Raw genomic sequence first — 23,619 nt, 5'->3', positions numbered from 1 at the left:
AAATTACCCCAGGGTCGCCTCTTCGTATAAGCGGTAGTCCACTTCACCTTTGGCCATCATCTGGCGGATCATTTGCATAATCTCGGCGCGGGCTGATTCTACCTTGGTCACGGTTTGCGCCTTGGTGCCTTCAATTTGCTGGCGGTAAACCTGAGCCAGACGTTTTGGTAACGCCGCCATAATGTTGTTCAGCAACTCCGCTTCACAGCCTTTTAGCGCCACCACCCACAGCTCGTCCGGAATTTCGTTCAGCAGATAAGCCAGTACATCTTCGCTTTGCCGTGCCAGCGAGCCGAAATCGTACATCTTGTCCTGTACCGCTTCGGCCGTTACCGCATTGTGCTGCTTTAACAAATCCATAATCTCGGCTTTATTACCGCTGTAACGGTTCATGATTTCCGCCACTTTTTCCACGCCGTTTACCCGGGCGCCCACCTGCTCGCCAACAAAGGCAATACAGGCTTCCAGTGTGTGGCGCAAATCGTCCATCACGTGCTCGCTGACTTCGCGCAAACTGGCAATGCGATACAAAATGTCGTCATGCTTCTGCTTGGCAAACAACGAAATAACCGCGGATGCCTGCTCTGCCGGTAAAAATGCCAGCAGCAAGGCCTGCATCTGAATATGTTCCTGCTCTAAAAAGCGTGCCAGCAGCTCGGCCGGTACCCATTCCAACCGGCGAATGTCGTCGGCCAGGGCGCCGCCGTAGATGTCGTCCAGCATGCCGCGTGCTAACTTGCGGCCTACCGCTCTGTCCAGTGCCCGCTCCAGATAAACGCGCGATGCGCCACTAACGCCGCTTTCGTTGCGGTAGCAGTCAAAAAAGTCCTGCAGGATCACTGCGACATCGTCCTGGGTAACATTGGCAATTTTTGCCATCCGCTCAGACAGCGCCTTTACCTCATGCCGGTTTAATTTTTTAATGATGCCGGCGGCGTTCTCTTCGCCCATGCTCAGCAACAAAATAGCCGCCCGATCCAGATCGGTAATGGTGCGGCTGGCTTCAGACCTTAGTTGATTCAATGCTGACTCCCCGCTCTACCCAATATTTAATTACTGCCGTTACGCGCTCAGATTCTTTGCTGGCTAACAGCTGCATATGCGTAATTTGCTCGGCAAACTCAGAGCCAACCTGCGGTAAATTAATAGCATTGAAGCCCGGCTGCGGCATGGCGCTGCTATCTGACGCTATGTCGTCGGCGTCAGCGCTGTCGGCACTGCGCTTAGTTGTGCTTTGCGCTGACAGTGCGGCTACCGCGGCATCGTCTGCTGCGCCATACAGCGCATCCGGCTCTGCAGTGCGCTGCTTTTTACCGCTAACCAGATGATTAACCAGCGGCCGCACACCAAACAGGATCAACGCCAAACCAATTAAACTGGCAAACAGGTAACGGGCATACTCTTTTATTTCCGGCAGTTGCCACCATGGCAAGCCGGCCAGCGGTGCACTAACCGGAGCCGGGGCAACAAAGCCAAAGCTGGTGATATTAAACTGATCGCCGCGCTCAGCCTGAAAGCCGGTGGCGGTTTTGACCATGTCACCCAATTGCTGCAGTTGCGCCTGGGTCCAGCCGGCGTCACCGGCGGCACCTTCGTTTACCAACACCGACACACTCATCGACTTTAACCGGCCCACTTCAAACCGCGTATGGGTAACGGCGCGGCCGCTGTCAAACTGACGGCTGCTTTCATTGCGCTCTGAAGTGCGCTGATTATTATCTTCAGCTTGTTGATCGGCCGGTAACGGTGGTTGGTTGGCCAACGCGCCCGGAATACCCATCGCCAGCTGGTCCAGCATGGTATCGGTTTTGATGGATTCAGACCGCACCACAGACTCCGGGTCTATTGCCTCGCGGGTTTCTTCTACCACACTGAAATCAACATCTGACGACACCTGGATGCGGTAATTACCGTCACCTAAAATCGGCAACAGCATAATAGAAGCACGCTGCTCGATATTGCGTTCCAGCTTTTGCACAAAGGCCAGTTTTTTATCGGTTTCTTTACCTACCGGCGTCTCGTCGTACAATTCACCGGTCAGCAGTTTACCGCGCTGATCCACTACCGATATTTTGCGCGGGTCTAAGCCCGGCACACTGCCGGCGATCAGGCTGACAATGGCTTCCACCTGATTTGGCTTTAACTCGTAGCCCGGGGCTAAATCAACCATCACTGAGGCGGCAGATTTTTCTTCCTGGCGGCCGACAAACAAATTGCGTTTGGGCACTGCCAAATGCACGCGGCTGTTGCGAATGCCGTCCATGGTAATAATGGTGCGGGCCAACTCGCCTTCCAGCGCATGCTGGTACTGCATAGACTCCATAAACTGGCTGGTGCCCATAGTGACTTTTTCACCTATGGTAGACAGCCCTTCCGGCATGGCCGCTTTAATGCCGCGTGCGGCCAGCGTAATACGGGCGTCGGCTAAGCGGTCCTGCGGCACCATAATGTTGCCGCTGTCGGTGTCGATACGAAACGCCACCTTTTCTTTATCCAGAATTTCCAGAATACCGGCTTTGTCGTAATGTTCCTGGTTGCCATACAGCGGCACATAGTTTTTCGCCGAGGTCCACAGGATCAGCACTATAGTCGCCGCCACCAGGGTTGCCAGCAGCGCTATAGACGCTATGCTGCGATCACCGCCCGGTAACCAGCTGAACCGGTTAGACAAATTAATGACTTTCTCGCGAAAGTTGCCCTCGATACTGACCGGGGGCATAGTTTTAACCACTTCGCCTTTCATTGCATTGTCCTTACAGTGACATTCGCATCACGTCATCAATGCCGCTCAGTACCTTGTTGCGTACCTGCATCAGCATGGAGAAACTTAAATCCGCTTTTTGGCTGGCTACCATGGCGCCAACCACGTCGTCACTGCGACCGGTATCGACTGCCGTCATCAGATCTGCCGCAATATTTTGCTGCTGGTTCACAGAGCGGATAACCTTGCTAAAATCACTGCTAATGCCGCTATCGTTACTGGCTGGGGTAATCTGTTCACTGCCGGCAACCTGTTGTAATCTGGTCATCATTTGCAGCATCTGGCTTTGACTGTCTATCGGTGAAATCATACTGGTTATCCTTAAGAAGCTAATGCGTCTATGTCGACACCATGCTCACGCATGGCTGCTATTTTGTAACGCAGGGCGCGGGTGCTGACACCCAACGCCTGCGCCGTACGGGTACGGTGGCCGTTAAACTTATTCAGTACATTTAAAATGTAATCAAATTCGGCGTCTTTCTTACTTTGCTTGAGCAAGCTGGCGCAAATTGCGGCCGCTTGCGGGTGGCACTGCGGTAAATTTAAATCGGCTATTTGCAGCTCAATACCACGCGCCATCACTAAAGCACGCTGCATAATGTTTTCCAGCTCACGCACATTACCCGGCCAGTTGTATTGCAACATCACATCGGCCGCACCACGGCTTAAACGGTACTTGCCGTTGCCGTACTTATTAATAAAGAACTCTGCCAGTGGCAAAATATCGTCGCGCCGCTCGCGCAGTGCCGGCCAGCTCAGTGGCAACACATCCAACCGGTAGAATAAATCTTCACGGAACAGGCCTTGCTCTACCTGGCTACGCAAGTTTTTGTTACTGGCTGCAATCACGCGAATATCCAGCTTAATGCGGCTGTTGCTGCCCAGCCGCTCTACTTCACGCTCCTGCAATACCCGCAGCAATTTGGCCTGCAGTGCCAGTGGCAGCTCGGATATTTCATCCAGCAAAATAGTGCCGCCGTTGGCCGCTTCAAACTTACCTATCTGTTGGTTTACCGCACCGGTAAAAGCGCCTTTGTTGTGGCCAAATAGCATGGCCTCCAGCATATGTTCCGGAATAGCGGCACAGTTCACGGCAATAAACGGCTTGTCAGCACGATCTGAAGCCTGATGAATAAACTGCGCCAGCCGCTCTTTGCCGGTACCGGATTCACCGAGGATCAACACGCTGGCTTCGGTTTGCGCAGCACGGTTAGCCAACTGCAAAATCTGCCGGCTGGCGTGCGATACCGCTACCAGATCCTTTAAGCCGCGGCTCATCGCACTGGCATTACGGATTGAGGTTTTTAACTGCGAGCAGAAAAAAGGCTTTAGTAAATAATCTATTGCGCCGCTTTGTAAGGTATCGGACGCCAACTCACTTTGATCGTTACCGACCATACTGATAATTTGCGCCGCCGGCAGCTTGCGGCACACCAGGCTAACCAGATCCGGTAACGCCATTTGCGGCAGGTCGCAGTCAATAAAGGCCAGCGCCGGTTGATAATCATGGCACAGGCCGACGATTTCAGTAACATCGGCAGTGTGCAGCAGCTGGTAACCTTCACTTTGAATGCATTGGCGTACTTCAGCATCAGGCTGTTGTTGGGCTATCCACAGTACATAAGCAGAATGTTTCATTATTCCGCCTCCTGCTGCGCGCCGCTACGGATTAACCGCACCGATACGCGGCGGTTAGCTTGCTCCGGCTTACCCTGGCTGTTCAACAGCGGATAACGGTTACCATGAGCGCGGATTTCTAACTTAGATGCACTCACGCCCAACTCAATCAACTGCGCAGCGACTTCATCAGCCCTTTCCTGCGACAGCACACGGTTCGCCAATACAGTGCCGACATCATCGGTATGCCCATCGATAAGTATTTTGCTGACTGAGGGGTCTAATTGCAGATAGCGCGCCAGTTTTTGCAACTGCGGCAACTGTTGCCGCGTCAGGGTACGCTGGCCATCAGCAAACTGAATTTCGCTGTCTCTGGCTTGTTGCCAGGATAACGGCGACATTTGCGCCACGCAGCCACGGAACTGCTCCACCGCGCCGGAACCGCTGACACTGGTAAGCAGTATTTGTTGTTTATGCTGCTTATCACTGAGCTCAAATTGCAGCCAGTTACCGAATTGAATTTGCTGTAATAAAGGTAAGGCACCGGTGATAAAGCTGACTTTAGTATCGTGGTATAGCTCGGCGTTGTAGGGAAAATCTGCCGCGGCTGTCGCCGCGCCTGGTTGCCAATCGGCAGGCCGGGCGGCCACGCTGGCTTGTGCTAACGCATAGTAAGGTTGTGCTAATGCCAGATCCAAGCGCAGCGAATGGCCGGGTTCTGCCAGAAAACTGACATCACCCACGCCGTTAACTACTTGCTGTAACCGACAATGAAAAGCGCTGCTGTGCAACTGCCAGTCTGCCTGTTCTGCCGGTTGCACCAGCAACGCAGCCGCCAGTGCACCGCCGGCGGCAGAGGCACTAAGCCAGAGACTCAGAGATAACAATGACACATCAATATCCTTTTAATTAACCACAACCGTTACTGCCGGGCAGTAACACCAAAAGTTGAAGAAAATAAAAGGAAAACCGCATAGAAAGCGCTCTGTTCTGACACGGACAGCCGTGCAGGCAGAGGCATACCCGAAGGATGCCGCTAAGCTAATGCAACCCCGCTATCGTAGCGTTTTTAATAAAAACGTCGTAGACCGGAGGCTTTGCGTCCTGCCCTTTCGGTGCAGTTTGCCTTTTAATTGTCTTAACCTGTTCATAAAAAGCTATGCCATTTATGAACTGAAACTGAATAAATTAAAAGATAACTAAATTAGCACTGCAAGGCAAGCATCTTTTTTCACAAGATCTTATTAGATCTTTAGGATCATCAACTTGCCGCAGTTTATTTTTTCGCCTCTCGTTACATAATTGCCACAACTGCTCGGACCAGCCAGGCTGATTTTTGACTAACTATGTGCAAATAACTGCAAAACTATCTAAACAGAGCCTTTATATCCGCCGTATATTAGCTACAGCCTGTTACATCAACATGACAGCTGTAGCCGGACCCGCTAACGCCCCGCTTGCTTGTCAGCTGCAGTTAGCCCAGCGCACCTATGACATTTACCCGCACCGTTTCCGGAATTTCGTTATAGGACAACACCGCCAGCGAGTTCTGCGTGAAAGTACGCGCATAACGTGCCAACAACGGCCGCAACTGCGGCACCACGACCAGCGCAGGCGTTAAGCCCTGCTGCTGCATCTGGCTGCTGATCAACGGCATATTGCGCTGGAACTGGCTTAGCAGGTTTGGCGCCACCGGGAAGCTGTCCAGTGCTACTTTGCCGGCCTGCATCGCTTGGTTTAGTGCACTTTGTAAGGTTTGCTCCAGCTTTTCATCCAGCGTAAAGGCGCTCAGCTCTTCTTTATCACCGCTGATCTGCCGCACTAAGGCGCGTTGCAAGGCACAGCGCACATCCGATGTTAGTAAGATAGGATCTTTGGTCACTTCGCTGCTGTCGAGCAAGGTGCTGGCGATGCTGAGAATATCGCCCAGGCTGACCTGCTCGCGCAGTAGTAAGCGGTACACTTTAAGCTGTACTGTTGCGGTCAGCGCTTTATCCAGCGCTTCAGCCAATACCGGCGCCACTGAGGCCAGCCGTTTATTCAACTGTTTTACATCCTCATACACAAACAGCTCAGATAAATGCTCTTTAATCACTTTGCCGGCATGGGTGGCAATAACAGTAGCCAGATCCACCACCGAATAACCTAAATTCAAGGCTTTGGCCCGGCTGTTGTTATCTATCCACACCGCTTCCAGGCCATAGGCCGGATCCCGCGTGATCTCGCCGTCCAGCTGGCCATAAATATCGCCGGTATTCAGTGCCAGCAACTGCTGCGGGTTTAACCGGCCGGTCGTCAGCGGCACCCCGGCCAGTTTAATGCGGTATTCTTGCGGGTTAAGCTGCAAATTATCGCGCACCCGCACTTCCGGCAATAAAAAGCCGCTTTGTTCCGATAAGGTTTTGCGAATACCGCGCAGGGTTTGCACCAGCTCTTCGCCTTTGTCTTTATCGGCCAGGTACACCAGGCGGAAACCTAATTCAATTGAGATCCGGTCAACATGCGGAATATCTTCCCAGCGCAGCGCCGACGGCGTTTGCGCTATGCTCTCCGTCAGCAACTCGGCTTCAGCCAGATCACCTTTGTCGACCCGCTGCTGCAAGCGCCAGGCAACATACACCAGCGGTAAGCCAAAGCCGATAAACGCCAGCCCCGGCATACCCGGCACCAGACCCAAAATCAGCATAATGCCGCCGGTGGTCAGCAGCACCCTGGGTGACGCCAGCAGTTGCCGGCCCACTTCGTCCGACATTTCGCCTTCGTCGTTCATCCGCGTCACGATAATGGCGGCGGCAACGGCCAACAGCAGCGACGGAATTTGGGCTACTAAGCCATCACCTATGGTTAACAGCGCAAAACGCTGGAAGGCTTCCCCCATACTCAAGCCGTGTTGGAACACACCGATGCTGATACCGCCTATCAGGTTAATCACCAGAATAATTAACCCGGCAATAGCATCACCGCGAACAAACTTAGAGGCCCCGTCCATCGAACCGTAAAAATCAGCTTCGCGTGCCACTTCATTGCGCCGCTCTTTAGCTTGCTCCGGACCAATTAAACCGGCGTTCAGGTCGGCATCTATCGCCATCTGCTTACCGGGTAAGGCATCGAGGGTGAAACGGGCGGCAACTTCAGAAATACGTTCGCCACCTTTGGTGATCACAACAAAGTTGATCACCATCAGAATAATAAACACCACCATACCGACAACATAGTTGCCGCCAATTACCACTTCACCAAAGGCCTGGATCACGCGGCCGGCAACATCTGAGCCTTCATGGCCATGCAGCAACACCACCCGGGTAGAGGCAATATTCAGCGTCAACCGCATTAAGGTAGCCACCAGCAATACCGTGGGGAACACCGAAAAATCCAGCGGTTTTTTGCTCGACACCGCCACCAGCAGTACGATCACCGACAGCACTATGTTAAAGGTAAACAACGCATCCAGCATCCAGGCCGGCAGTGGCAACACCACCATCGCCAAAATAGCCAGCAGCAATACGGGAATTGCGGTATAGGGTTGGGTAAGAGTACGCCAGTTCACTGTTTAACTACCTCGGACATTAGCTTGGTCTAACAAATTTTTCGGGATCTCCAACGCCGGTAACGGCGCCGGTTGCTGGCCACGGCCATTCTTGTAAGCTTTTAACTGCATAACGTAAGTCAGCACGTAAGCTACCGCCGTGTATAAACCTTTTGGCACTTCCTGATCGACACGGGTAGAGTAATAAATCGCCCGTGCCAGTACCGGTACCTCCAATATTTCTATCTGATGGCGCTGGCCCACGGCCTTAATCCGCAGCGCCATCTCATCTATACCCTTAGCCACCACATAGGGTGCTCTGGCATCTTTTTCGCTATAGCGGATCGCCACCGCATAGTGTGTCGGGTTCATCACAATGACATCGGCTTTGGGCACCCGCTCTTCAATTTTGCGGTTGGCCATCTGAAACTGGATTTGGCGGATACGGCCTTTAATTTCGGGGCTGCCATCAGATGATTTGCGTTCTTCTTTTACTTCCTGCTTGGTCATCTTCACTTTAGATGAAATGGTGTACTGCTGATACGGCACATCTATCGCCGCTACCAGCAGCAATAAGGTGACAGTAATCATTAAACTCAACGCCAGTAGGGCAAAACCTTCCTGCAAGGCTGTGGTTAAATCCAGCCGCTGTAAAAACAGCATCCGCGTCCAGAGCTGGCTGAGAAAACCGTATAAACAGCCGCCCAGCAACAGCACTTTAATAATCGACTTAACCAGCTCGACCAGGGCATTGGCACTGAACATCCGCGCCAACCCGGTTAACGGATTTAACTTATTAAACTTGGGCGCGGCCAAAGAGCCGGAAAAAATAAAGCCGCCCGGCAAGGTACCGACAATCCACATCGCCAAAAACAATAACAGCAGAAACGGCAGCATGGCGCCAAGCATATCCAAAAAAGCCTGGCCGATAGCCAGCGGCATCAGTTTATTGTTTGCCAGCATCTCTTTGTTCAGCTGCATGCTGCTTTGCATCAGTTGCATAAACAAGGTAAACAGCAATTGAGCAAACCACAGCAAACCCGCCACACCCAGCATTAATAACACCGCCGTATTCAGCTCTTTCGAGCGTGCCACCTGGCCGTCTTTACGGGCTTTTTTCAGCCGTTTCTCGGTGGGCTGTTCGGTTTTTTCCTGCGAACTGTTCTGCTCTGCCATGGCTTACTCCATTACCAGCCGCATCTGCTCCAGCACATGGCTGGCCAGGGTAGCAAACTGCAGCCCGGTTTGGCTTAAGGTTAAAAATACACAGACAAAACCCAGTAACAAGGTCATCGGAAAACCCAGTACAAACAGGTTAAGTGACGGTGCCGAGCGCGTGGCCACACCAAAGGTCAGGTTAACCAGCAGCATGGCAATCACGGCCGGCAAAGCCACCAGCAAGGCGGCGCCAAACATCCAGCCAAACAATTGCAGCAGCACAGTAATATTCAGCTGATACAGGCCACTGCCTACCGGCCACAGCGTAAAGCTGTCTACCAGGATCGCCAGCGTCACCAGATGACCATTAAGTGAGAAAAACAACAGTGCCGACATAATCCAGAACAAATGCCCCAGTAAGGAGGTGGAGTCGCCGCTACCGGGGTCCATCATCATCGCCATCGACAAGCCCATCTGCATCGACAAAATAAGCCCGGTCAGTGCCAGCACTTCAAACAACATACGTACCGCCAGCCCCATCATGATGCCAAAGCCGATTTGCTCGAAGGTCATCACTATCGCATCCAGTGAAAACGGGTCTACCTGTGGCATCGCCGGCAAGGTTGGGCCGACCAGAAAACTTAAAAACATCGCCAGAATAATGCGCGAGCGTGGTGTTACCCCGGGATTATCAAACACCGGCATCGCCCACAGCAGCGCTGAAAACCGGACAAAAGGCCACCATACGGTGCCAATCCAGCTCATCAACTCACCACTGCTGAGCGATATTAACGAGTTCACCCGAACACTCCCGGGATAATCTGCGCCAAATTAGCAAACCAGGTCAGCAGGGTTTTAATCAGCCAATGGCCGGCAAATACCACCATTAACAGCGTTAGTAACATGCGCGGTAAAAACGTCAGCGTTTGTTCCTGAATAGACGTCGCCGCCTGAAACACCGCCACTATGATGCCGAGAATTAAACCCGGCACGATCAGCACCAGCAGCATCTGAATAATGGTATACACCGCCTGGGCGATCAGCTCTGTTGCCTGTTCCGGACTCATGGTGACGCTCCGAAGGTGGCCGCCAGGGTACCGGCGACCATGGACCAGCCATCGGCCAGCACAAAAATCATTAACTTAAACGGCAAACTGATGATTAGCGGTGACAACATCATCATACCCATCGACATCAGCACGCTGGCCACCACCAGGTCGATAATTAAAAACGGGATAAACAGCATAAAGCCGATTTGAAATGCCGTGGTCAGCTCGCTTAACACAAAGGCCGGCATTAACACTTCCAGCGGCACATCCGCTGCCGCCATCGTGGTCGGTTCTTTGGCAATTAACAGCACCTGGTGTAATTCGTTTTCGCGCGTTTGCGCCAGCATAAATTGCCGTATCGGCTGCTCAGCCCGCGCTAACGCCTGCTCCAACGTCATCTCTTCAGCCTGATACGGCTTAAAGGCATTTTGGTACACGTCCTGCCATACCGGGCGCATGATTAGCAAAGTCAGCATCAGCGAGATGCCAATTAACACGCGGTTGGGCGGACTTTGTTGCAAGCCCAGCGCCTGGCGCAATATCGCCAACACTATAATGATGCGGGTAAAAGACGTTAACACCATCAGCATGCCGGGGATTAAACTCAGTGCTGTCATCAGCAGCAAAATTTGCAGCTTAACGCTGTAATCCTGACCACCATCGGCGTCACGCACCGACAGCAGGGTTAAGTCATTGCCAAACGCCAGCGCCGGCATTAGCAGGGCAAATAGCGGCAGCAGCCATGTCAGGCCGCGCAGCAGCGTGTTACTCATGATGCTCCGCCACTGCTTTACGGTTAACAAACTTCAGGCCGTACTTACCGTCAACCATCACCACTTCGGCTTTGGCAAACAGCACGCCGTTCACTTTTACATCCAACGGCTCGCCTACGGCTTTTTCCAGCGGCAGTACATCGCCTACAGTGGCGCGGCTCAGCTCGCCTAAGGTCACTTCGGCACTGGCCACTTCTAAGGTAACGGTAAGCGGCACATCGCGAAACATCGATAAACCATCGGCTTTGGTGGCTGCGGCCTGGCCTTCCTGTTCAAAAATGTCATCCATATCCATCATATCCAGCCCGGCCAGGGCCGCATCCAGGCCATTAGTGTTGTTCAGGTTGTCGTTCATTGTCATTACTCCCGGGTGACGATATCAGTGATTTGGAAAACCAGGCTGTTGGCTTCTTCTGCTACTTTGCCGAAAAACAGCCGTTCTTTGTTCAGTTGCAGCGACATAGCGCTGTGTAATTCAATCGGCAGCACGGCGCCGTTCAGGCACTCCCGTAGCTGACGCAGGCTGACTTTTTTGCGCGCCATTTCAATGCGGCACAGCACCGGCACTTGCGGCCATTGCGCCACATCAACAGCAGGCAGCTGTACCTTGTTGTCGCTGTCGTCCTGGTCGACAAAAAAGGCCAACGGCAGCCACAGGTACCAACTGATGGCTTCGCTATCGAGTACCAGCCGCACTTTTAGCGGTAAGTACTGAAACTTTGCCGGCTCCAGTTGCTGTTTCACTGCCGTAGCCGGCAGCGCAGATTGCTCTTTAAACAGTAACTGCTGCATTGCCAGTAACTGACGCTGTGCCACGCGACCGCACACCCGTAGCTCAGACGCGCTCAGTTCGGTTTTATCTTCGGTTGGCAGCACTTTGCTCAGTTGGCCGCCCAGGGCTAAATCAGCCAGGTGATGCACACCGGTGAAATCCAGTGCAAAAAAGCAGTAGCCGTCGGTCGGTACCAGTACCGGGCATTGCAGCAACAAGCGGCCGGGCTCTGCCAGCCAGCTGTCCAGCCCGGTGCCCTGGCATAGGTTCATGTCAATACTGAACTCGACATCGTGCAGCAGCCGGCCCAGCTCAATTTCTACCGCCTGCGCCAACTCCGGCAGCCGCTGTTTCGCCACCAGTAAGGCTTTACTGAAGCGACGTTGGTCCAGGGTCAGCGCAAACGGCTGACAGGCTGTGGCTGAAGCCGCAGGGATAATGCTTGAACGTGTGGTCATATTATTCATCTGCTGTTGCGTGTTGTGTCGTACCGCTGTCTCGCGACACACGGCAGGCTTTTTTACTTAAACGACGAAGTAAATTCAGTCGTTGCTCGCGTTTGGCGTCTAACCAGCTCAGGCCAAGAAACACTAACTTGTCACTGACCTGACGGCGGTACACCACTTCGGCTTTAATCCGTGTTTGCGCGTCGTATTGCACCACAATCAGATCCGGCACCGCTTTACTGACCGGCGCCAGCAAGCCGGCACCGCCCAAACTCATATCCTTGACCACCGCCAGACAAATCTGGCTGCCAAACAAGCCGGTTTGCAGCAGCTTTACCGGCACACCTTTAGTCTGGCTTTCATGTGGCTCGTTAGCGGTACAGAAGTACCAGCGCAAATATTTGCGGGAAATATCCGGTTTAGTTAACGGCATCTTGCACCTGTACGCCTGAGCGGCCAACCGGTTGATTTCGCTGTGCTTCACGGGCGGCTTGCTGTACGGCGTTATTATTATTGTCAGGGGAAAACAGTTGGTTCAGTTCCGCTTCGGCGGCACTGGTTAAAATCAGTAGTTCAATGCGGCGGTTCTCGCTGCTGCCTTTATCGGCTTCATTCAGTGGCCGGGTAGCAGAAAACGCCGCCACCTGAGCCACCCGTTGCACCGGCATACCACCGGCGGCCAATACCTGACGGGCTTGCAGTGCACGGTCACCGGACAGCTCCCAGTTACTGTATTGGCTACCGCTGAATGCAGTAATATCGGTATGGCCGGAAATAATCAGTTTGTTCTGCACTTTAACGAACACCGGCCCCAGGCTTAGCAGCAAGTCTTCAAAAAACGGCGTCATGCGGATTTGACCACGGACAAACATCTGCCGGTCTTTACTGTCACGGATTATCACCCGTAAGCCGGACGGTACTATATCCAGCTGAATATGGCCCTGGGCCATCTGCTCTGCGGCCAGTTGCTCAAATGCCTGCAACAATAAGCTCAGCTGCTCCGGCGTATCAAACCGGCCGTCTACCAGCGAATTCAGCTTATCGCCTTTGCCGGCCAAAGGCCGCTCATCACCGGACGGTACCTGCAGGTATTCCGCCATCCCGGGCAAGGGGTTATCCGGTGGCAACATATTGGCCGAATTTTTATCCACCACCGACGGCGTGCCGCCTAAGTCGACCGGGAACGGGCTGTTTTCCGGATCAAACGGGTGCGGGCTGCCATCAAAAATGGAATGGGTGCGCATATAGTTGGCAATCTCGGTGCGCTCTTTGACGTTGGACACTTCTAGAATCCACAGCACCATAAAAAACGCCATCATCGCCAGGGTAAAGTCGGCAAAGGCAACTTTCCAGGCACCGCCGGCTTTGGCTTTGCCGGCAGCGCGCCGGCCGCGCTTAACTATTATCGGCATGCTGTTCATCAGGCGGCCCTGTCGTTAATCCACTGTTCCATCGTGGTAAAGGATGGCTTTTGTTCTTCATTGATCACGCGCCGGCCCGAGTCGGTTGCCACTATGGCGACATGGCCTTTGGCATGGGCCACCAGAATCGCGCGCACGCATTCGAGCAGCGCCACCTGTTTCTTCACATACTGCTCCATCGCCGAACTCAGCGGTGCCATAAAGCAATAGCAGCCGAAAATACCGATAAAGGTACCTACCAGCGCTGCCGCAACGTGATAACCGATATTGCTCAGCGGCCCGTCCAGGTGCTGCATGGTAATAATAATGCCGCCTACCGCAGCCAAAATACCAAAACCGGGCATGGCTTCGGCAATCACCGCCATAGCGGCGGACGGCTTCAGTTTTTGCTGCTCTATGGTATAAATTTCCTGCTCCAGCAGATTGTCAAAGTCGTGCGCGCTCAGCTTACCCATGCTCATCAGACGTAAGTTGTCACAGACAAACACCACCAGGGCTTCGTGTTCTAATACCAGCGGGTAAGCCAGAAATACTGAACTGGTGTGCGGGTTTTCCACATGGTCGTCCAGCTCGCGCAAGCCTTTGCTTTTGGCCAGGTCTAACAAGGTGTGCATTAATAACAACAGCTCGCGATACAGCTCAGTGCTGTCTTTTTGCTTAATAAACTGCGACCGCACCTGAGCCCACATTTCTTTTAAAACATAGGTGGAGTTGCCCACTACCAGGGCACCGAAACCGGCGCCGAAAATAATCAGAAACTCAGCCGGCTGCCATAAGGTGGCAGGGTTGCCACCGGCAAACATATAACCGCCGACTACTGCACCCAGCACTATGGCGAAACCTAAAATTTTCTGCATTGTTCTGCTTCCTGTACCGTTACCACTGCGCCAGCTTTTTGCTGAGCATTTCCACTGATTGTTTATGCAACTGACACACTCTGGACTCGGTCAGCTCCAGCACCAGTGCAATTTCCTTCATATTCAGCTCATGGCTGTAATACAACTGCAGCAACAACTTGTTGCGATCCGGCAGTGTCGACATGGCTTTTTTCAGTGACAGTTTCAGCTCCAGCTGGCTCAGGTTGCTGCTACCCAGCTGGGCTTCAGATTGCTGCTCCATAATTAAATCCAGGCTTTCCATCGCTTCGGCCTGGCCAACGTATTGCAGCTCCAGCAGGGTTTTCAGCTCAATACCTAAGGCTTCACACAGCTCTTCGTCGGTAGGAATGCGCCCCAGTTGTCTGGTTAATTCACGGGTTTTATCACGCAGCTGATGCGATTGCTGACGTAACTGGCGCGGACGCCAGTCGGTGCGGCGAAACTCATCCAACATGGCACCGCGAATACGCTTGAACGCATAGGACTCAAACTGTTCATCGGCTTCGCGGCCATAACGGCGCAGCGCACTTAACAAGCCCATCAGGCCTATTTGCTGTAAATCGTCTTTATCTACCATACTGCCGACCAGGCTGCGTAAGTGCGCCGCGGCGCGCTTAACCAGATGGCTGTAGCGGTTTAGCGCAGCGGTTTCCTGCGCCGGGGTCAGCTTAAAGCTGCCGGGTTGTTCCGGGTCTGCCCACTGTTTGGTTGCCAGCATTATCAATGCCCTACTGAATAAACACGTTAGTAACCAGCACCTGCTCAATCTGATGACTGAATTTATGCTGACGTAAGGTGAGGTTAAATTTCTCCAGCAGTTGCGCTTGTACCTGCGGAATATCCTTAAAGCCGGTTTTTACATCTACATGGTTGCTGTTGGAAAAATGCTGCACCAGGCTGTTACGCAACAGCGGTGCGGCATCCTGTAACATGGCCAACACCATTTGATCATGGCTGACTAACGTCAGCTCCAATACCAGGTAGCGTGAATGCTGCGGGCTGTCGACGCTGATAACAAAGCGTTCCAGCGGGTAAAACAGCGGCTTGCTTTGCTCTACAGCCGGCGGGTTTTTCTGGCCGTACCAATAACTGCCGCCCACGCCGGCAGCCACTAATAAGGCTGCTACTACGATTAACACTAAGGCTTTCATCTGCTTTGTTTCTCCTATACCAGCCGGTCAAGCCAGCCTGTTGTCTGCTGCACGGCAGCAGCGCTGTTTAGTTCAGCCGCGTCATCGGCCAGCTGTGCAGCAATTTGTGTTGCTACTGCACTGTGTTGTTTACTCTGTTGCTGCGCCTGGTCGCGCACATCCAGTTCAAGGCTTTGTTCTGCGCCAAGGCGCTGTGCCAGTTGCTGGCGCAGTTGCTCAAGGTTTTGCTGCATGGCTTCGCGTACCTGGCCATTAGCGGCATACAGCTGTACGCTGGTGCGATCGCCATCGACGCTGACGCTCAGTTCAATCACGCCCAGTTGTGGTGGGTCGAGGCGAATTTGCGCGCGCTGAATTTGTTGGCCCAGCTGTAAATTGATTTTGTCTGACAATAAATGCACCAGCTTTTGGCCCCACTGGCTGCTTTGCAGGCCGGCTAAATCAGCTTTAAAGCTCAACGCGGCTTCAGCACCGCTGGTAGTGCCACCCGCTGTTGCAGCCGCAGTGGCCGTGCCGCTGACGGCAGCGCTGCTGCTATCTTGCTGCTGCACCGAACCCAGCGCCTGGCGGATAAACTGCTGTAAACTGGTGCCTTGCAGCGGTAATGCCGTTTGCGGCGTTAAGCCGCTTTGCTGTGCTGCGGCGCTTTGCTGCGCCTGTTGCGTCAACAGCGCTTGCTCTGTCACAGTCTGGCGTTGTGCCTCTGTTGCCGTGGCTGTAGCAGCAGAAGCGGCAAGCGCCGCCATGGCAGCCGTTTGCCCGGTTGCGGCTACGCTGCTATTTTGTGCCACAGCATTCAGGCCGGCGGCGGTGTCCATAGGTATATTGCTGTAAAACACACTGCGTTCTGCCGCAAAGCTGTAAGACAAATTCAGTGCAGCGACAGTATCAGTTTGGCTATCACTATGGCTCTGCGTCGTCGTTGCGCTATCCGTTAAGGGCTTTGCCAGCCGCTCAGCCGTAATATCAGTCAGTGCGGCATCGGCCACTGCAACTTCAATTGCTACGGCGTCTGCCGGCAATGCGGTATCCTCAACCTCAAATTGTTCGCTTTGTTGCGTACCCGGTTGCGTTATGCCGGCCAGCAAATCAGCATAGTCCTGTTGTGCTGCTTCCTGCTCTGACGCCGCAGCATGGTTACCTTGCACCGTCGCTGCCTTTGTCTGTGGTTGCGCCTTGTTAAGTGCCGGCATTAATTGCGTCACAGCGATTTCCCTTCTGTCGTTTGCCGGTAGGCCACCAGACCCTCACGTTTTTGATTAAACTGTTTCATCTGGATTTCGGTCCGGCTCAGTTCACTTTTTGCCAGCTTTAACACATGCTGATAATTCTGCCGCAGTGCATTAAGTTGAGAAGCAAATTGCTCTTTGGCACCGGCTTGCTCCAACTGCTGCACCAGCGCCAACAGTTGCCGGTCCAGGCCACGCAACTGCTGCCAGTCTTGCGCCCGTGCGGCCAACAGTAAGTTGTGCTGCAACAGTGATAACTGCTTTGCCATATCTGTTGCCTGTAGATGGTTTAACGCCACATTCAGCCCCGGTTCAATTTTGCTTATTAATTTCATTCACTAACAAGGTTTAGCAAATCGCGGGCCATAAATTATATCGATGATTTATAAGGATTTTTAAGGTGGAGGAAGCAAAATGCGGAAGTGTTGCTTCCGCTGATCGGAAGCGGTAGCCGTGCCACTTGCCGCCGGTAACAATGCCGGCAAGCAAAGTTTTATCGTTGGCGCTAAATAAAAAAACCGCTGCAAAAGCAGCGGTAAAAGGTCACATCAGGGTACAAATGCAACATTGCAGGAACGCGGTAAACCAGGCTGGATCAGGCGGCGTGTTGTGCCAGGCCCTGCCAGCCTTCTTGTAAATTGGTCATAATCACCCGAACGGTATCCAGTTCGGTTAAATCATTTTTCAGGCTGGCATTAAGTAATGCCTGGCCACAGTGCTGATACAGCTTTTGCATATTAGCTGCTACTTCGCCGCCGTTTTGCTGGTCCAGCGACGCATCCAGCCCGCCAAGAATTTTCAGCATCCGCTCAATACCGGCGGCCTTCTTATCAAAGCGTTTGGCCTGAATATGGCCTTCCACCCGGGCTAACTCATCGAGGAAACCGTCGAATAACATCAGCACCAGTTTATGAATATCGGCGCCGGCGGCTTTGCCTTCAACTGACGTATTCTGGTACGCCTGGTAACCGTTGGAAAAATCTAACATAAGCTGTCTCTCACTAATTAAAACTGACCCATAGAACTTTCAAGCTGCGCTATCGTCACCTGCATCTGGGTAAATTGGCCCAAATAGCGCTTGTAGGTTAACTCCATGGAATAATCGTGCCGCTTTTGCTTTTCGGTGACTAAATCCAGGCTGGCCTGAATGGTTTTTTGCTTATCGCCCAACAAACCAAAGTTTTTGCTGTAGGGCTCTATGGTAGTTTCCAGCTTTGCTAACATACCGGCGTCACCGGATAACATGGCTTCAAGCTTGGCCGGGTCTTCCGCCAATGCCTGCTCAAAACGCTTGTTGTTAATGCTCAGTACGCCGTTACGGTCAAACTCTATACCCACGCTATACAGGGTACTGCCTTCAAAGGTGCCCTGAAACACGGCACGGAACTGGTTTTGCACGCTGCGCGCCATGCTGTCGTTTTTCAGGTTGGCATCTTTACTGATACTGCCAACCACACTGTTGTAGCCATCAATAAACTTTTTCAGGTTATCTTTTATCGCTTGTTCATCCTGGCCAATTTTAACGCTGACCGGGCTGTCAGTGCCGGTTTGCGCTTTCAATAAATCAATGGTCACGCCTTCAATAACATCGGTCAGGGTGTTGCTGGCGCTGGTAACGCTGATAGCGGTATCGCTACCCAGCCGTACTATAGCGTCCTGAGCAGTTTTCAGCTCCTGCTTCGCAGCCAGGGCGGCGCTAATATCGGCACCGGCGGCATCTGCACCCGGGGTAAAACCCAATGTAAGCTGATTGGCAACACCGCTTTCCTCACTGGAGATAACGAGGAAGGTTTCAGTGCCACTGCGCATTAAGGTGGCTTTAACGCCTTCGTTATCGGCATGGTTGTTAATTGCCGCGGCCAGGTCGCTTAATTTAGCGTTGGCCGGCAAGGCTGCCATATCAACAGAAAAACTATTGCCGGCTAAGTCGATACTAAACTCGCCGTCTGTCGCCAGGGCGGCATTAGGGTCAAACGACATAGCTAACTGATGGTTTTGTGCCAGTTGTTCAACAAAAATCTCATAACTGCCGGCTACGGCATTACCGCCGGCTTTAACGCTGAGCGTCGACTCACTGCTGCTACTGGCGGTATTGGCCAGAATGCTGTTGTCGCCGCTACGGAAATTTTTAATCTGGGTAGAAAAGTCTTTCAGAGCTGTTTGCAGCTTTTTAATCGCATTAAGCTGGCTGCTAAATTGGTTCGCTTTAGTCGATAACAATTTATCTTTCCCCGCACGTTCAATTTGCGTGTATTGGCTGGCCAGATACTGCGGATCAATACTTAAATACGACGACATAATGCTTACCTTTTGCCAGTTAATGACGCTTTGAAAATACCCTGCCAGCCGGGGCCGGCAGGGTTATGACACTATTGTTCAGCTGTTAATTAACCTGGCGGTTAATTAACGCAGCAGTGAACCAATCATTTGTGTAGTGCTGTTAGACGCGCTCAGTACAGAAATACCTGAGTTCATCAGCAACTGTTGTTTAGTCATGTTTGACGTTTCTTTAGCGAAATCAGCATCCATTAACTGAGAAGCAGAAGCCTGAGTGTTTTCAGCCATGTTGGTCACGTTGTTGATAGTGTGATCCAAACGGTTCATCGTAGCACCCAGGTTAGCACGGGCGGCACCGATAGCGTCGATCAGGGTATCTACGTCGCCCATCGCAGTAGATGAAGTAGCCTGGTCAGTTAAACCACCGGCAAAAGCAGCAACAGCAGTAGTTACATCACCCAGCTCAGCAGAAATATCTACATCTAAGGTTTCAGCAGCTGAAGAACCGATTTGGAACGTCACAGCAGCAGAGAACTTACCGGCCGCATCTAACAAAGTAGTGCCTGAACCGTAAGAAGTGTTGTCCATGATGTTGGTTAACTCGGCAGACAGTGCTTCGAATTCGCCGCTTAATGCAGTGTATTCAGACGTGTTGTTCGTGCCGTTGGCGCCTTGCGTTGCCAACTCTTTCATCCGGAAAGCAATGTTAGTCATCTCTTCAAACGCGCCTTCAGCGGTTTGCAGCATAGAGTTTGCATTGTTGGCGTTGTAAATAGCCGCTTCCTGACCACGCACCTGAGCGTTCAGACGGTTTGCAATTTGCAGACCGGCAGCATCATCTTTCGCAGAGTTAATTTTGAAGCCAGAACCTAAACGCTCCAGCGCTACAGATAAATCGTTGTTAGTACGACCCAGTTGGTTTTGGATCGACTTTGAAGCTGCATTAGATTGAATTGATAAAGCCATCGTGGAATCTCCTGTGATTGATTGCTCAGGGATATAAAGCGACGATGGCGAAAAAGAACTGAAATTATTTTTTTGAAATTTTTAGCGGCTTATTGCAACAAATCGGCTAGTTCATATTCCAGATAATCGGCCAAGCCTAACCAATCACGTTGCTGCTGACACTGTAACACTGCCGTCAGGATCTGTTGCAACTGGCCATACTGCTGTGGTGTCGCCTGGCCAAATAAGCTAATCAGCTTTTCAGCCAAAGCGGCGAGCTCCAGCGCCGGCCCGGTGGTAATACCAAGCCGGAATTGCAGCGCCAGCTTAGCGGCGTGCTGCCGGCATTGAGTAATAGTGGCCATTATGCTGTTAACTCCGCATCATATTCAGTACCGGCAATAACTGCGCCGGCCTTAGAAGTATTAAAAAACCTTACGTCGGGCTGGCCGGCGATATAGCGCTCCAGCCCGGTCAGATAAGTCAGCAAGTTGCGCAGCGTAGGCACTTTAGCGCCAAAGCCGTTAATCACCTGCGCGGTGGCGTGTTGATAAGCCGGGCCTATGCTGCCGTTTTGCCAATTTGCATGGGTTTTATTGTGGCTAAAGGCAAAATCGGCACCAAACAGCAGAATACGTTTGGCACCCATTTTTACCGCTAAATCTGCCGCAGGGTGGATAACGCTGCCATAGCTGAATAATGAAGCCGCCGGCAGTTGCTTACGCAGCGGTGCAAATACCGCGCTGTCGCTCAGTGCCACATAACGCTGACCGGGAAACTGCTGCAACAACTCAGGGTTAGCCAACGGGAAATACACCAGGCTGCTGGCCGCGGTTAAGGCGTTACAGGGTAAATGCTCTGAGGTTATTTTGTGGTCGCGGCTGACAATAATATCCGGCCGGATCTGCTGTGCCAGTAATCCCGTCACCGCGGTATCCAGACAAATAAACAGTGGTGCGGCCGGCTGCTGCTGTCTCTGCCGCAGATAATCGTAGTGCTGCTCCAGCGATGGCCCGGTAGCAATGACATACACCTCGCGGTTGGCCGCAAGGCTGTTAAATAAGCTTTGTACCGGTTTATCTTGCTGCCAAAAGCGCTGATTTTGTTGTAAACGCGGTAAAAATGCACTGATATCCTGTGTTAAACGCTGTGCGGCATAACCGGCTTCCAGCTCGGCATACAGCCGGTCACAGATTTTTAAACTACCGTCACTGGCCAGCACTAATTCCGACGGTAATAAGGTATAGGGCAGTTGCAGCTCTTGTTGCTGCGCTGCCAGCAGCAGCTCTACTCTGGGGTCGTTCAGCCAATGGCGCTGATCTAACAGTTGCAGCACCAGGGCAAAGATATATTCATTCAATATACAAACATTAAGCTGTTGCAGCGGCTCTCTGGCAAGCAACTGCTGTTGCAGGTCACCAAGGCCGGTGCCGTATACGGTGATGTGCTTGTAGTGCTGCGGTAATTTACTGATTTGCTGTAAGGCTTCGCGTTGCCGATCATGCCGGCTGGTGAGTTGGATGCCATTAATAACCAGGGTGCTGTCGCGGCCTTCGGCTAAACGTACCGACGGCCGGTGCTGCTCCGCACCGGCTTGCCGAAGTACCTCTGCAAGGGCCGGCCAGCGCCGGTTGATCACGGCTATATTTTGCTTAAAACACTCATTGCTCATCCGCTCATCCCAAGCCAAACTCGACCAGGCTGCGGGTAATATTAGCTTGCGACATCACCACCGACACGGCACTTTTACTGCCGCCCTGCATACTCAGCTGCAGCTGTTCACTCAGGGCATTAAGCTCAGTATTGCTGCCCTGGCTTTGCTGAATAGCGGCCAATTGGGCCTGCAGTGCCGCGCGCTGCGCCTGCACCTTTGCCAACGCATCTTTTAACTGCTGCTGCGCCTGCTGAATTTGTTGCTGATAGGCCTGCACATTATCGGCAGTTGCCGCCGCTTTACCTAACTGCGCTAAGCTGCTGTCGGCCGGTTGTAATTTTACACTGACCGGATTGCCGGCCGCTACGCGCACGCCCTGACCGGTGATAAGCCAGGGTTCCTGCAGTTTACGGGCATCACGCGCTTCGGCAGAGAAATACAGTTGCTGTTGCTGGTTTATCCCGACGCTGATTTGCTGACGGCTGAACGCCTGCTGCATCGTATGCAGGTTTTGCTCCGCCGTTTGGCCGGCTTCCAACACCAGGCTTACCGCACCGCCGCTTCTCCCCAGCAGTATTTGCACCTGCTCGGTTTGGCGCCGTTCTGTTAATAAATCAATGCTGTGGCTGAAGCCGGCCTTTACCGGCGCCGGCCCGGGCCCTGCCAGGGTCAAATCGGCGTTTATGCCGCTGGCAGGCTTTTGCAGCTTTTGCTCCAACTGTTGCAGATGTTGCTGTGCCATCTGCTGCTGTTCGGCAGACAACTTGCTGTACGCCGGCGAGTTAAGCTGGCGTTTTAAATTTTCCAGCGCCTGATAAGCCTGGCGGATACTACGTTCGGTTTGGTCGGTTTGACTCAGCTGCTTGCTGACATCGGCCGCCTGCGCCCATTTGCTTAACACCTGAATTTGCCGCGCCTGGCGTGATACCGGTACTTTCCGACCGCTGTCATCGGCGCTGACAGCTTTAATCACGGCAGCACGGTCTGTTGCATTCAGCGGGCTGAGTGCACTGGTACTGACCTTATCGAGCGTAGCGGATACCTGCATAGCCTTACCTTACTCAAACATAGGAAAACAGCGTCATTTTAGACACACTGGAGTACACTTTCAGCGACGACTCATATGCCGCCAGCGCTTGGTTCATCTGCACATAAGCTTCCGGGTAATCTACTTCTTTAATATCATCGCGCAGCTGTTCGGTAAACAGTGCTATATCATCATTACCCAGCTCCATTTCGTCCAGCGAGGCCAAAGTACCGCCGATACGGGTAATTTCGCCGCTTATGGTGCCAAGGAAGGTGCTGATATGGTTCAACATGTCACGGGATTCATTGCCGACACCAGCGGCCGGGGCGGTGGCGAGCAGATCGAGGTAGGTTTGCATCTCATTTAAGAAATTCACCCCGGGGTCCAGATCGCTGCCAACGATATTTGCCGGCACACTGGAGTTGTCCGATACCGCTACCTGGCGCACGCGGTCGTCACCGTTGTATTGAAACACTCCGGCACCGTCGCGCTCAAATGGCATTACATCAGTTAAGCTGCCGGAAAAATAATAGTTATCGTTGCCATCTTTGGCATTTAACAGGTCCACAATGGCCGGAAACAGCACCGACAATTCGAGGCTGAAAGCTTCCAACTCAGCCTGGCCCATGGAGCCATCGGCAGCAGTCGTGACAATTTCCTGCACCGAGTTCAGCGTATTTACAATGCTGCTAAGCTGAGTTTCCTGCTGGCCCAAATTAAAATGCACCGCATCCATATTCTTTTTGTACTGTTCCAGCTTGGTCAGCTCGCTGTTCAGTGTCAGCAACATTACCGAGCCCAGCGGATCGTCCGACGGCTTTTGAATACGCTGGTTAGTAGCCAGTTGGGTGGATAGCTTGCTGTATTCCGCAGTAGACTGCTGAATATTGCGAATAGTGGTTAAATGATACTGATTGCTGCTAACGCGCATGGCC

At 52.6% G+C, this 23,619-nt stretch carries 26 protein-coding genes and 1 riboswitch; all 26 genes read right to left on the bottom strand.

Annotated elements, in window-relative coordinates; genetic code table 11:
- Nucleotides 1-3: 3 nt before the first annotated feature.
- Entirely contained in the window at nucleotides 4-1,023 is a 1,020-nt protein-coding gene (locus tag ACTZWV_RS17995) for a FliG C-terminal domain-containing protein (RefSeq protein ID WP_444787869.1), read from the bottom strand.
- Nucleotides 1,004-2,743 carry a flagellar basal-body MS-ring/collar protein FliF gene (fliF, locus tag ACTZWV_RS17990; RefSeq protein ID WP_444787868.1) on the bottom strand — a complete coding sequence of 580 codons (1,740 nt, stop codon included), beginning with the start codon at nucleotides 2,741-2,743 and terminating at the stop codon, nucleotides 1,004-1,006. Before fliF ends, ACTZWV_RS17995 begins: the two co-directional genes overlap by 20 nt.
- A gap of 10 nt (nucleotides 2,744-2,753) precedes the next feature.
- Nucleotides 2,754-3,071: a flagellar hook-basal body complex protein FliE gene (locus tag ACTZWV_RS17985; RefSeq protein ID WP_444787867.1), complete on the bottom strand. Its 318-nt coding sequence runs from the start codon at nucleotides 3,069-3,071 to the stop codon at nucleotides 2,754-2,756.
- 11 nt (nucleotides 3,072-3,082) lie between these two features.
- Nucleotides 3,083-4,399 carry a sigma-54-dependent transcriptional regulator gene (locus tag ACTZWV_RS17980; protein WP_444787866.1) on the bottom strand — a complete coding sequence of 439 codons (1,317 nt, stop codon included), beginning with the start codon at nucleotides 4,397-4,399 and terminating at the stop codon, nucleotides 3,083-3,085.
- Complete coding sequence (locus tag ACTZWV_RS17975; protein WP_444787865.1) at nucleotides 4,399-5,271, bottom strand: OmpA family protein; 873 nt, start codon at nucleotides 5,269-5,271, stop codon at nucleotides 4,399-4,401. Before ACTZWV_RS17975 ends, ACTZWV_RS17980 begins: the two co-directional genes overlap by 1 nt.
- 149 nt (nucleotides 5,272-5,420) lie before the next feature.
- A riboswitch (cyclic di-GMP riboswitch) is annotated at nucleotides 5,421-5,515 on the bottom strand.
- Between the two features lie 337 nt (nucleotides 5,516-5,852).
- Nucleotides 5,853-7,925 (bottom strand): flagellar biosynthesis protein FlhA, encoded by a 2,073-nt coding sequence (gene flhA / locus ACTZWV_RS17970; protein ID WP_444787864.1) that lies wholly within the window; start codon nucleotides 7,923-7,925, stop codon nucleotides 5,853-5,855.
- Between the two features lie 3 nt (nucleotides 7,926-7,928).
- The gene (gene flhB, locus ACTZWV_RS17965) at nucleotides 7,929-9,080 is read right to left on the bottom strand and encodes a flagellar biosynthesis protein FlhB (protein WP_444787863.1); all 1,152 of its coding nucleotides are present in this window, start codon (nucleotides 9,078-9,080) and stop codon (nucleotides 7,929-7,931) included.
- A 3-nt stretch (nucleotides 9,081-9,083) separates the two neighbouring features.
- Nucleotides 9,084-9,863, bottom strand: a complete 780-nt coding sequence (gene fliR / locus ACTZWV_RS17960) for a flagellar biosynthetic protein FliR (protein ID WP_444787862.1) — start codon at nucleotides 9,861-9,863, stop codon at nucleotides 9,084-9,086.
- A complete protein-coding gene (locus ACTZWV_RS17955) occupies nucleotides 9,860-10,129 on the bottom strand; it encodes a flagellar biosynthetic protein FliQ (protein WP_305556494.1) in 270 nt (89 codons plus the stop codon). The genes fliR and ACTZWV_RS17955 overlap by 4 nt, the downstream gene beginning before the upstream one ends.
- Nucleotides 10,126-10,884: a flagellar type III secretion system pore protein FliP gene (gene fliP, locus ACTZWV_RS17950; RefSeq protein ID WP_305556496.1), complete on the bottom strand. Its 759-nt coding sequence runs from the start codon at nucleotides 10,882-10,884 to the stop codon at nucleotides 10,126-10,128. Before fliP ends, ACTZWV_RS17955 begins: the two co-directional genes overlap by 4 nt.
- Nucleotides 10,877-11,239, bottom strand: coding sequence for a FliM/FliN family flagellar motor switch protein (locus ACTZWV_RS17945; protein ID WP_444787861.1), 363 nt, complete (start codon nucleotides 11,237-11,239; stop codon nucleotides 10,877-10,879). Before ACTZWV_RS17945 ends, fliP begins: the two co-directional genes overlap by 8 nt.
- Before the next feature lie 5 nt (nucleotides 11,240-11,244).
- Nucleotides 11,245-12,114 carry a FliM/FliN family flagellar motor switch protein gene (locus tag ACTZWV_RS17940; RefSeq protein ID WP_444787860.1) on the bottom strand — a complete coding sequence of 290 codons (870 nt, stop codon included), beginning with the start codon at nucleotides 12,112-12,114 and terminating at the stop codon, nucleotides 11,245-11,247.
- Nucleotide 12,115: 1 nt separating this feature from the next.
- Nucleotides 12,116-12,535 carry a PilZ domain-containing protein gene (locus tag ACTZWV_RS17935; protein ID WP_444787859.1) on the bottom strand — a complete coding sequence of 140 codons (420 nt, stop codon included), beginning with the start codon at nucleotides 12,533-12,535 and terminating at the stop codon, nucleotides 12,116-12,118.
- Nucleotides 12,522-13,514, bottom strand: coding sequence for a flagellar motor protein MotB (locus ACTZWV_RS17930; protein WP_444787858.1), 993 nt, complete (start codon nucleotides 13,512-13,514; stop codon nucleotides 12,522-12,524). Before ACTZWV_RS17930 ends, ACTZWV_RS17935 begins: the two co-directional genes overlap by 14 nt.
- An 8-nt stretch (nucleotides 13,515-13,522) precedes the next feature.
- Complete coding sequence (gene motA / locus ACTZWV_RS17925; RefSeq protein WP_444787857.1) at nucleotides 13,523-14,380, bottom strand: flagellar motor stator protein MotA; 858 nt, start codon at nucleotides 14,378-14,380, stop codon at nucleotides 13,523-13,525.
- 19 nt (nucleotides 14,381-14,399) lie between these two features.
- On the bottom strand, nucleotides 14,400-15,119 hold the full coding sequence (locus tag ACTZWV_RS17920; protein ID WP_305556510.1) for a FliA/WhiG family RNA polymerase sigma factor: 720 nt from the start codon (nucleotides 15,117-15,119) through the stop codon (nucleotides 14,400-14,402).
- Nucleotides 15,120-15,129: 10 nt separating this feature from the next.
- Nucleotides 15,130-15,552, bottom strand: a complete 423-nt coding sequence (locus tag ACTZWV_RS17915; protein WP_444787856.1) for a flagellar basal body-associated FliL family protein — start codon at nucleotides 15,550-15,552, stop codon at nucleotides 15,130-15,132.
- Between the two features lie 14 nt (nucleotides 15,553-15,566).
- Nucleotides 15,567-16,757 carry a flagellar hook-length control protein FliK gene (locus ACTZWV_RS17910; protein ID WP_444787855.1) on the bottom strand — a complete coding sequence of 397 codons (1,191 nt, stop codon included), beginning with the start codon at nucleotides 16,755-16,757 and terminating at the stop codon, nucleotides 15,567-15,569.
- Complete coding sequence (locus ACTZWV_RS17905; protein ID WP_444787854.1) at nucleotides 16,754-17,116, bottom strand: hypothetical protein; 363 nt, start codon at nucleotides 17,114-17,116, stop codon at nucleotides 16,754-16,756. Before ACTZWV_RS17905 ends, ACTZWV_RS17910 begins: the two co-directional genes overlap by 4 nt.
- Nucleotides 17,117-17,376: 260 nt before the next feature.
- The gene (gene fliS / locus ACTZWV_RS17900) at nucleotides 17,377-17,769 is read right to left on the bottom strand and encodes a flagellar export chaperone FliS (RefSeq protein WP_444787853.1); all 393 of its coding nucleotides are present in this window, start codon (nucleotides 17,767-17,769) and stop codon (nucleotides 17,377-17,379) included.
- Between the two features lie 17 nt (nucleotides 17,770-17,786).
- Nucleotides 17,787-19,079 (bottom strand): flagellar filament capping protein FliD, encoded by a 1,293-nt coding sequence (fliD, locus tag ACTZWV_RS17895; RefSeq protein WP_444787852.1) that lies wholly within the window; start codon nucleotides 19,077-19,079, stop codon nucleotides 17,787-17,789.
- A 105-nt stretch (nucleotides 19,080-19,184) separates the two neighbouring features.
- On the bottom strand, nucleotides 19,185-20,024 hold the full coding sequence (locus ACTZWV_RS17890) for a flagellin N-terminal helical domain-containing protein (protein WP_444787851.1): 840 nt from the start codon (nucleotides 20,022-20,024) through the stop codon (nucleotides 19,185-19,187).
- Nucleotides 20,025-20,113: 89 nt separating this feature from the next.
- On the bottom strand, nucleotides 20,114-20,368 hold the full coding sequence (locus ACTZWV_RS17885; protein WP_444787850.1) for a hypothetical protein: 255 nt from the start codon (nucleotides 20,366-20,368) through the stop codon (nucleotides 20,114-20,116).
- Entirely contained in the window at nucleotides 20,368-21,675 is a 1,308-nt protein-coding gene (locus ACTZWV_RS17880) for a motility associated factor glycosyltransferase family protein (protein WP_444787849.1), read from the bottom strand. The genes ACTZWV_RS17885 and ACTZWV_RS17880 overlap by 1 nt, the downstream gene beginning before the upstream one ends.
- A 4-nt stretch (nucleotides 21,676-21,679) precedes the next feature.
- Entirely contained in the window at nucleotides 21,680-22,705 is a 1,026-nt protein-coding gene (locus ACTZWV_RS17875) for a hypothetical protein (RefSeq protein ID WP_444787848.1), read from the bottom strand.
- Nucleotides 22,706-22,718: 13 nt separating this feature from the next.
- Nucleotides 22,719-23,615, bottom strand: a complete 897-nt coding sequence (flgL, locus tag ACTZWV_RS17870; RefSeq protein WP_444787847.1) for a flagellar hook-associated protein FlgL — start codon at nucleotides 23,613-23,615, stop codon at nucleotides 22,719-22,721.
- Between the last annotated feature and the right edge of the window lie 4 nt (nucleotides 23,616-23,619).

The sequence above is a fragment of the Rheinheimera sp. NSM genome (assembly GCF_052380015.1).
Classification (GTDB): Bacteria; Pseudomonadota; Gammaproteobacteria; order Enterobacterales; family Alteromonadaceae; genus Alishewanella.
Note: the sequence above shows the minus strand (reverse complement) of the source record. Positions and strands in the feature narration are given on the sequence as shown.

Bases quoted from the DNA above. Each gene is read 5' to 3' on its own strand.
- fliF (WP_444787868.1), bottom strand. From the start codon at position 2,743: ATGAAAGGCGAAGTGGTTAAAACTATGCCCCCGGTCAGTATCGAGGGC.
- ACTZWV_RS17985 (WP_444787867.1), bottom strand. From the start codon at position 3,071: ATGATTTCACCGATAGACAGTCAAAGCCAGATGCTGCAAATGATGACC.
- ACTZWV_RS17980 (WP_444787866.1), bottom strand. From the start codon at position 4,399: ATGAAACATTCTGCTTATGTACTGTGGATAGCCCAACAACAGCCTGAT.
- flhB (WP_444787863.1), bottom strand. From the start codon at position 9,080: ATGGCAGAGCAGAACAGTTCGCAGGAAAAAACCGAACAGCCCACCGAG.
- ACTZWV_RS17955 (WP_305556494.1), bottom strand. From the start codon at position 10,129: ATGAGTCCGGAACAGGCAACAGAGCTGATCGCCCAGGCGGTGTATACC.
- fliP (WP_305556496.1), bottom strand. From the start codon at position 10,884: ATGAGTAACACGCTGCTGCGCGGCCTGACATGGCTGCTGCCGCTATTT.
- ACTZWV_RS17945 (WP_444787861.1), bottom strand. From the start codon at position 11,239: ATGAACGACAACCTGAACAACACTAATGGCCTGGATGCGGCCCTGGCC.
- ACTZWV_RS17940 (WP_444787860.1), bottom strand. From the start codon at position 12,114: ATGACCACACGTTCAAGCATTATCCCTGCGGCTTCAGCCACAGCCTGT.
- ACTZWV_RS17935 (WP_444787859.1), bottom strand. From the start codon at position 12,535: ATGCCGTTAACTAAACCGGATATTTCCCGCAAATATTTGCGCTGGTAC.
- ACTZWV_RS17930 (WP_444787858.1), bottom strand. From the start codon at position 13,514: ATGCCGATAATAGTTAAGCGCGGCCGGCGCGCTGCCGGCAAAGCCAAA.
- motA (WP_444787857.1), bottom strand. From the start codon at position 14,380: ATGCAGAAAATTTTAGGTTTCGCCATAGTGCTGGGTGCAGTAGTCGGC.
- ACTZWV_RS17920 (WP_305556510.1), bottom strand. From the start codon at position 15,119: ATGCTGGCAACCAAACAGTGGGCAGACCCGGAACAACCCGGCAGCTTT.
- ACTZWV_RS17915 (WP_444787856.1), bottom strand. From the start codon at position 15,552: ATGAAAGCCTTAGTGTTAATCGTAGTAGCAGCCTTATTAGTGGCTGCC.
- ACTZWV_RS17905 (WP_444787854.1), bottom strand. From the start codon at position 17,116: ATGAAATTAATAAGCAAAATTGAACCGGGGCTGAATGTGGCGTTAAAC.
- fliS (WP_444787853.1), bottom strand. From the start codon at position 17,769: ATGTTAGATTTTTCCAACGGTTACCAGGCGTACCAGAATACGTCAGTT.
- fliD (WP_444787852.1), bottom strand. From the start codon at position 19,079: ATGTCGTCGTATTTAAGTATTGATCCGCAGTATCTGGCCAGCCAATAC.
- ACTZWV_RS17890 (WP_444787851.1), bottom strand. From the start codon at position 20,024: ATGGCTTTATCAATTCAATCTAATGCAGCTTCAAAGTCGATCCAAAAC.
- ACTZWV_RS17885 (WP_444787850.1), bottom strand. From the start codon at position 20,368: ATGGCCACTATTACTCAATGCCGGCAGCACGCCGCTAAGCTGGCGCTG.
- ACTZWV_RS17880 (WP_444787849.1), bottom strand. From the start codon at position 21,675: ATGAGCAATGAGTGTTTTAAGCAAAATATAGCCGTGATCAACCGGCGC.
- ACTZWV_RS17875 (WP_444787848.1), bottom strand. From the start codon at position 22,705: ATGCAGGTATCCGCTACGCTCGATAAGGTCAGTACCAGTGCACTCAGC.
- flgL (WP_444787847.1), bottom strand. From the start codon at position 23,615: ATGCGCGTTAGCAGCAATCAGTATCATTTAACCACTATTCGCAATATT.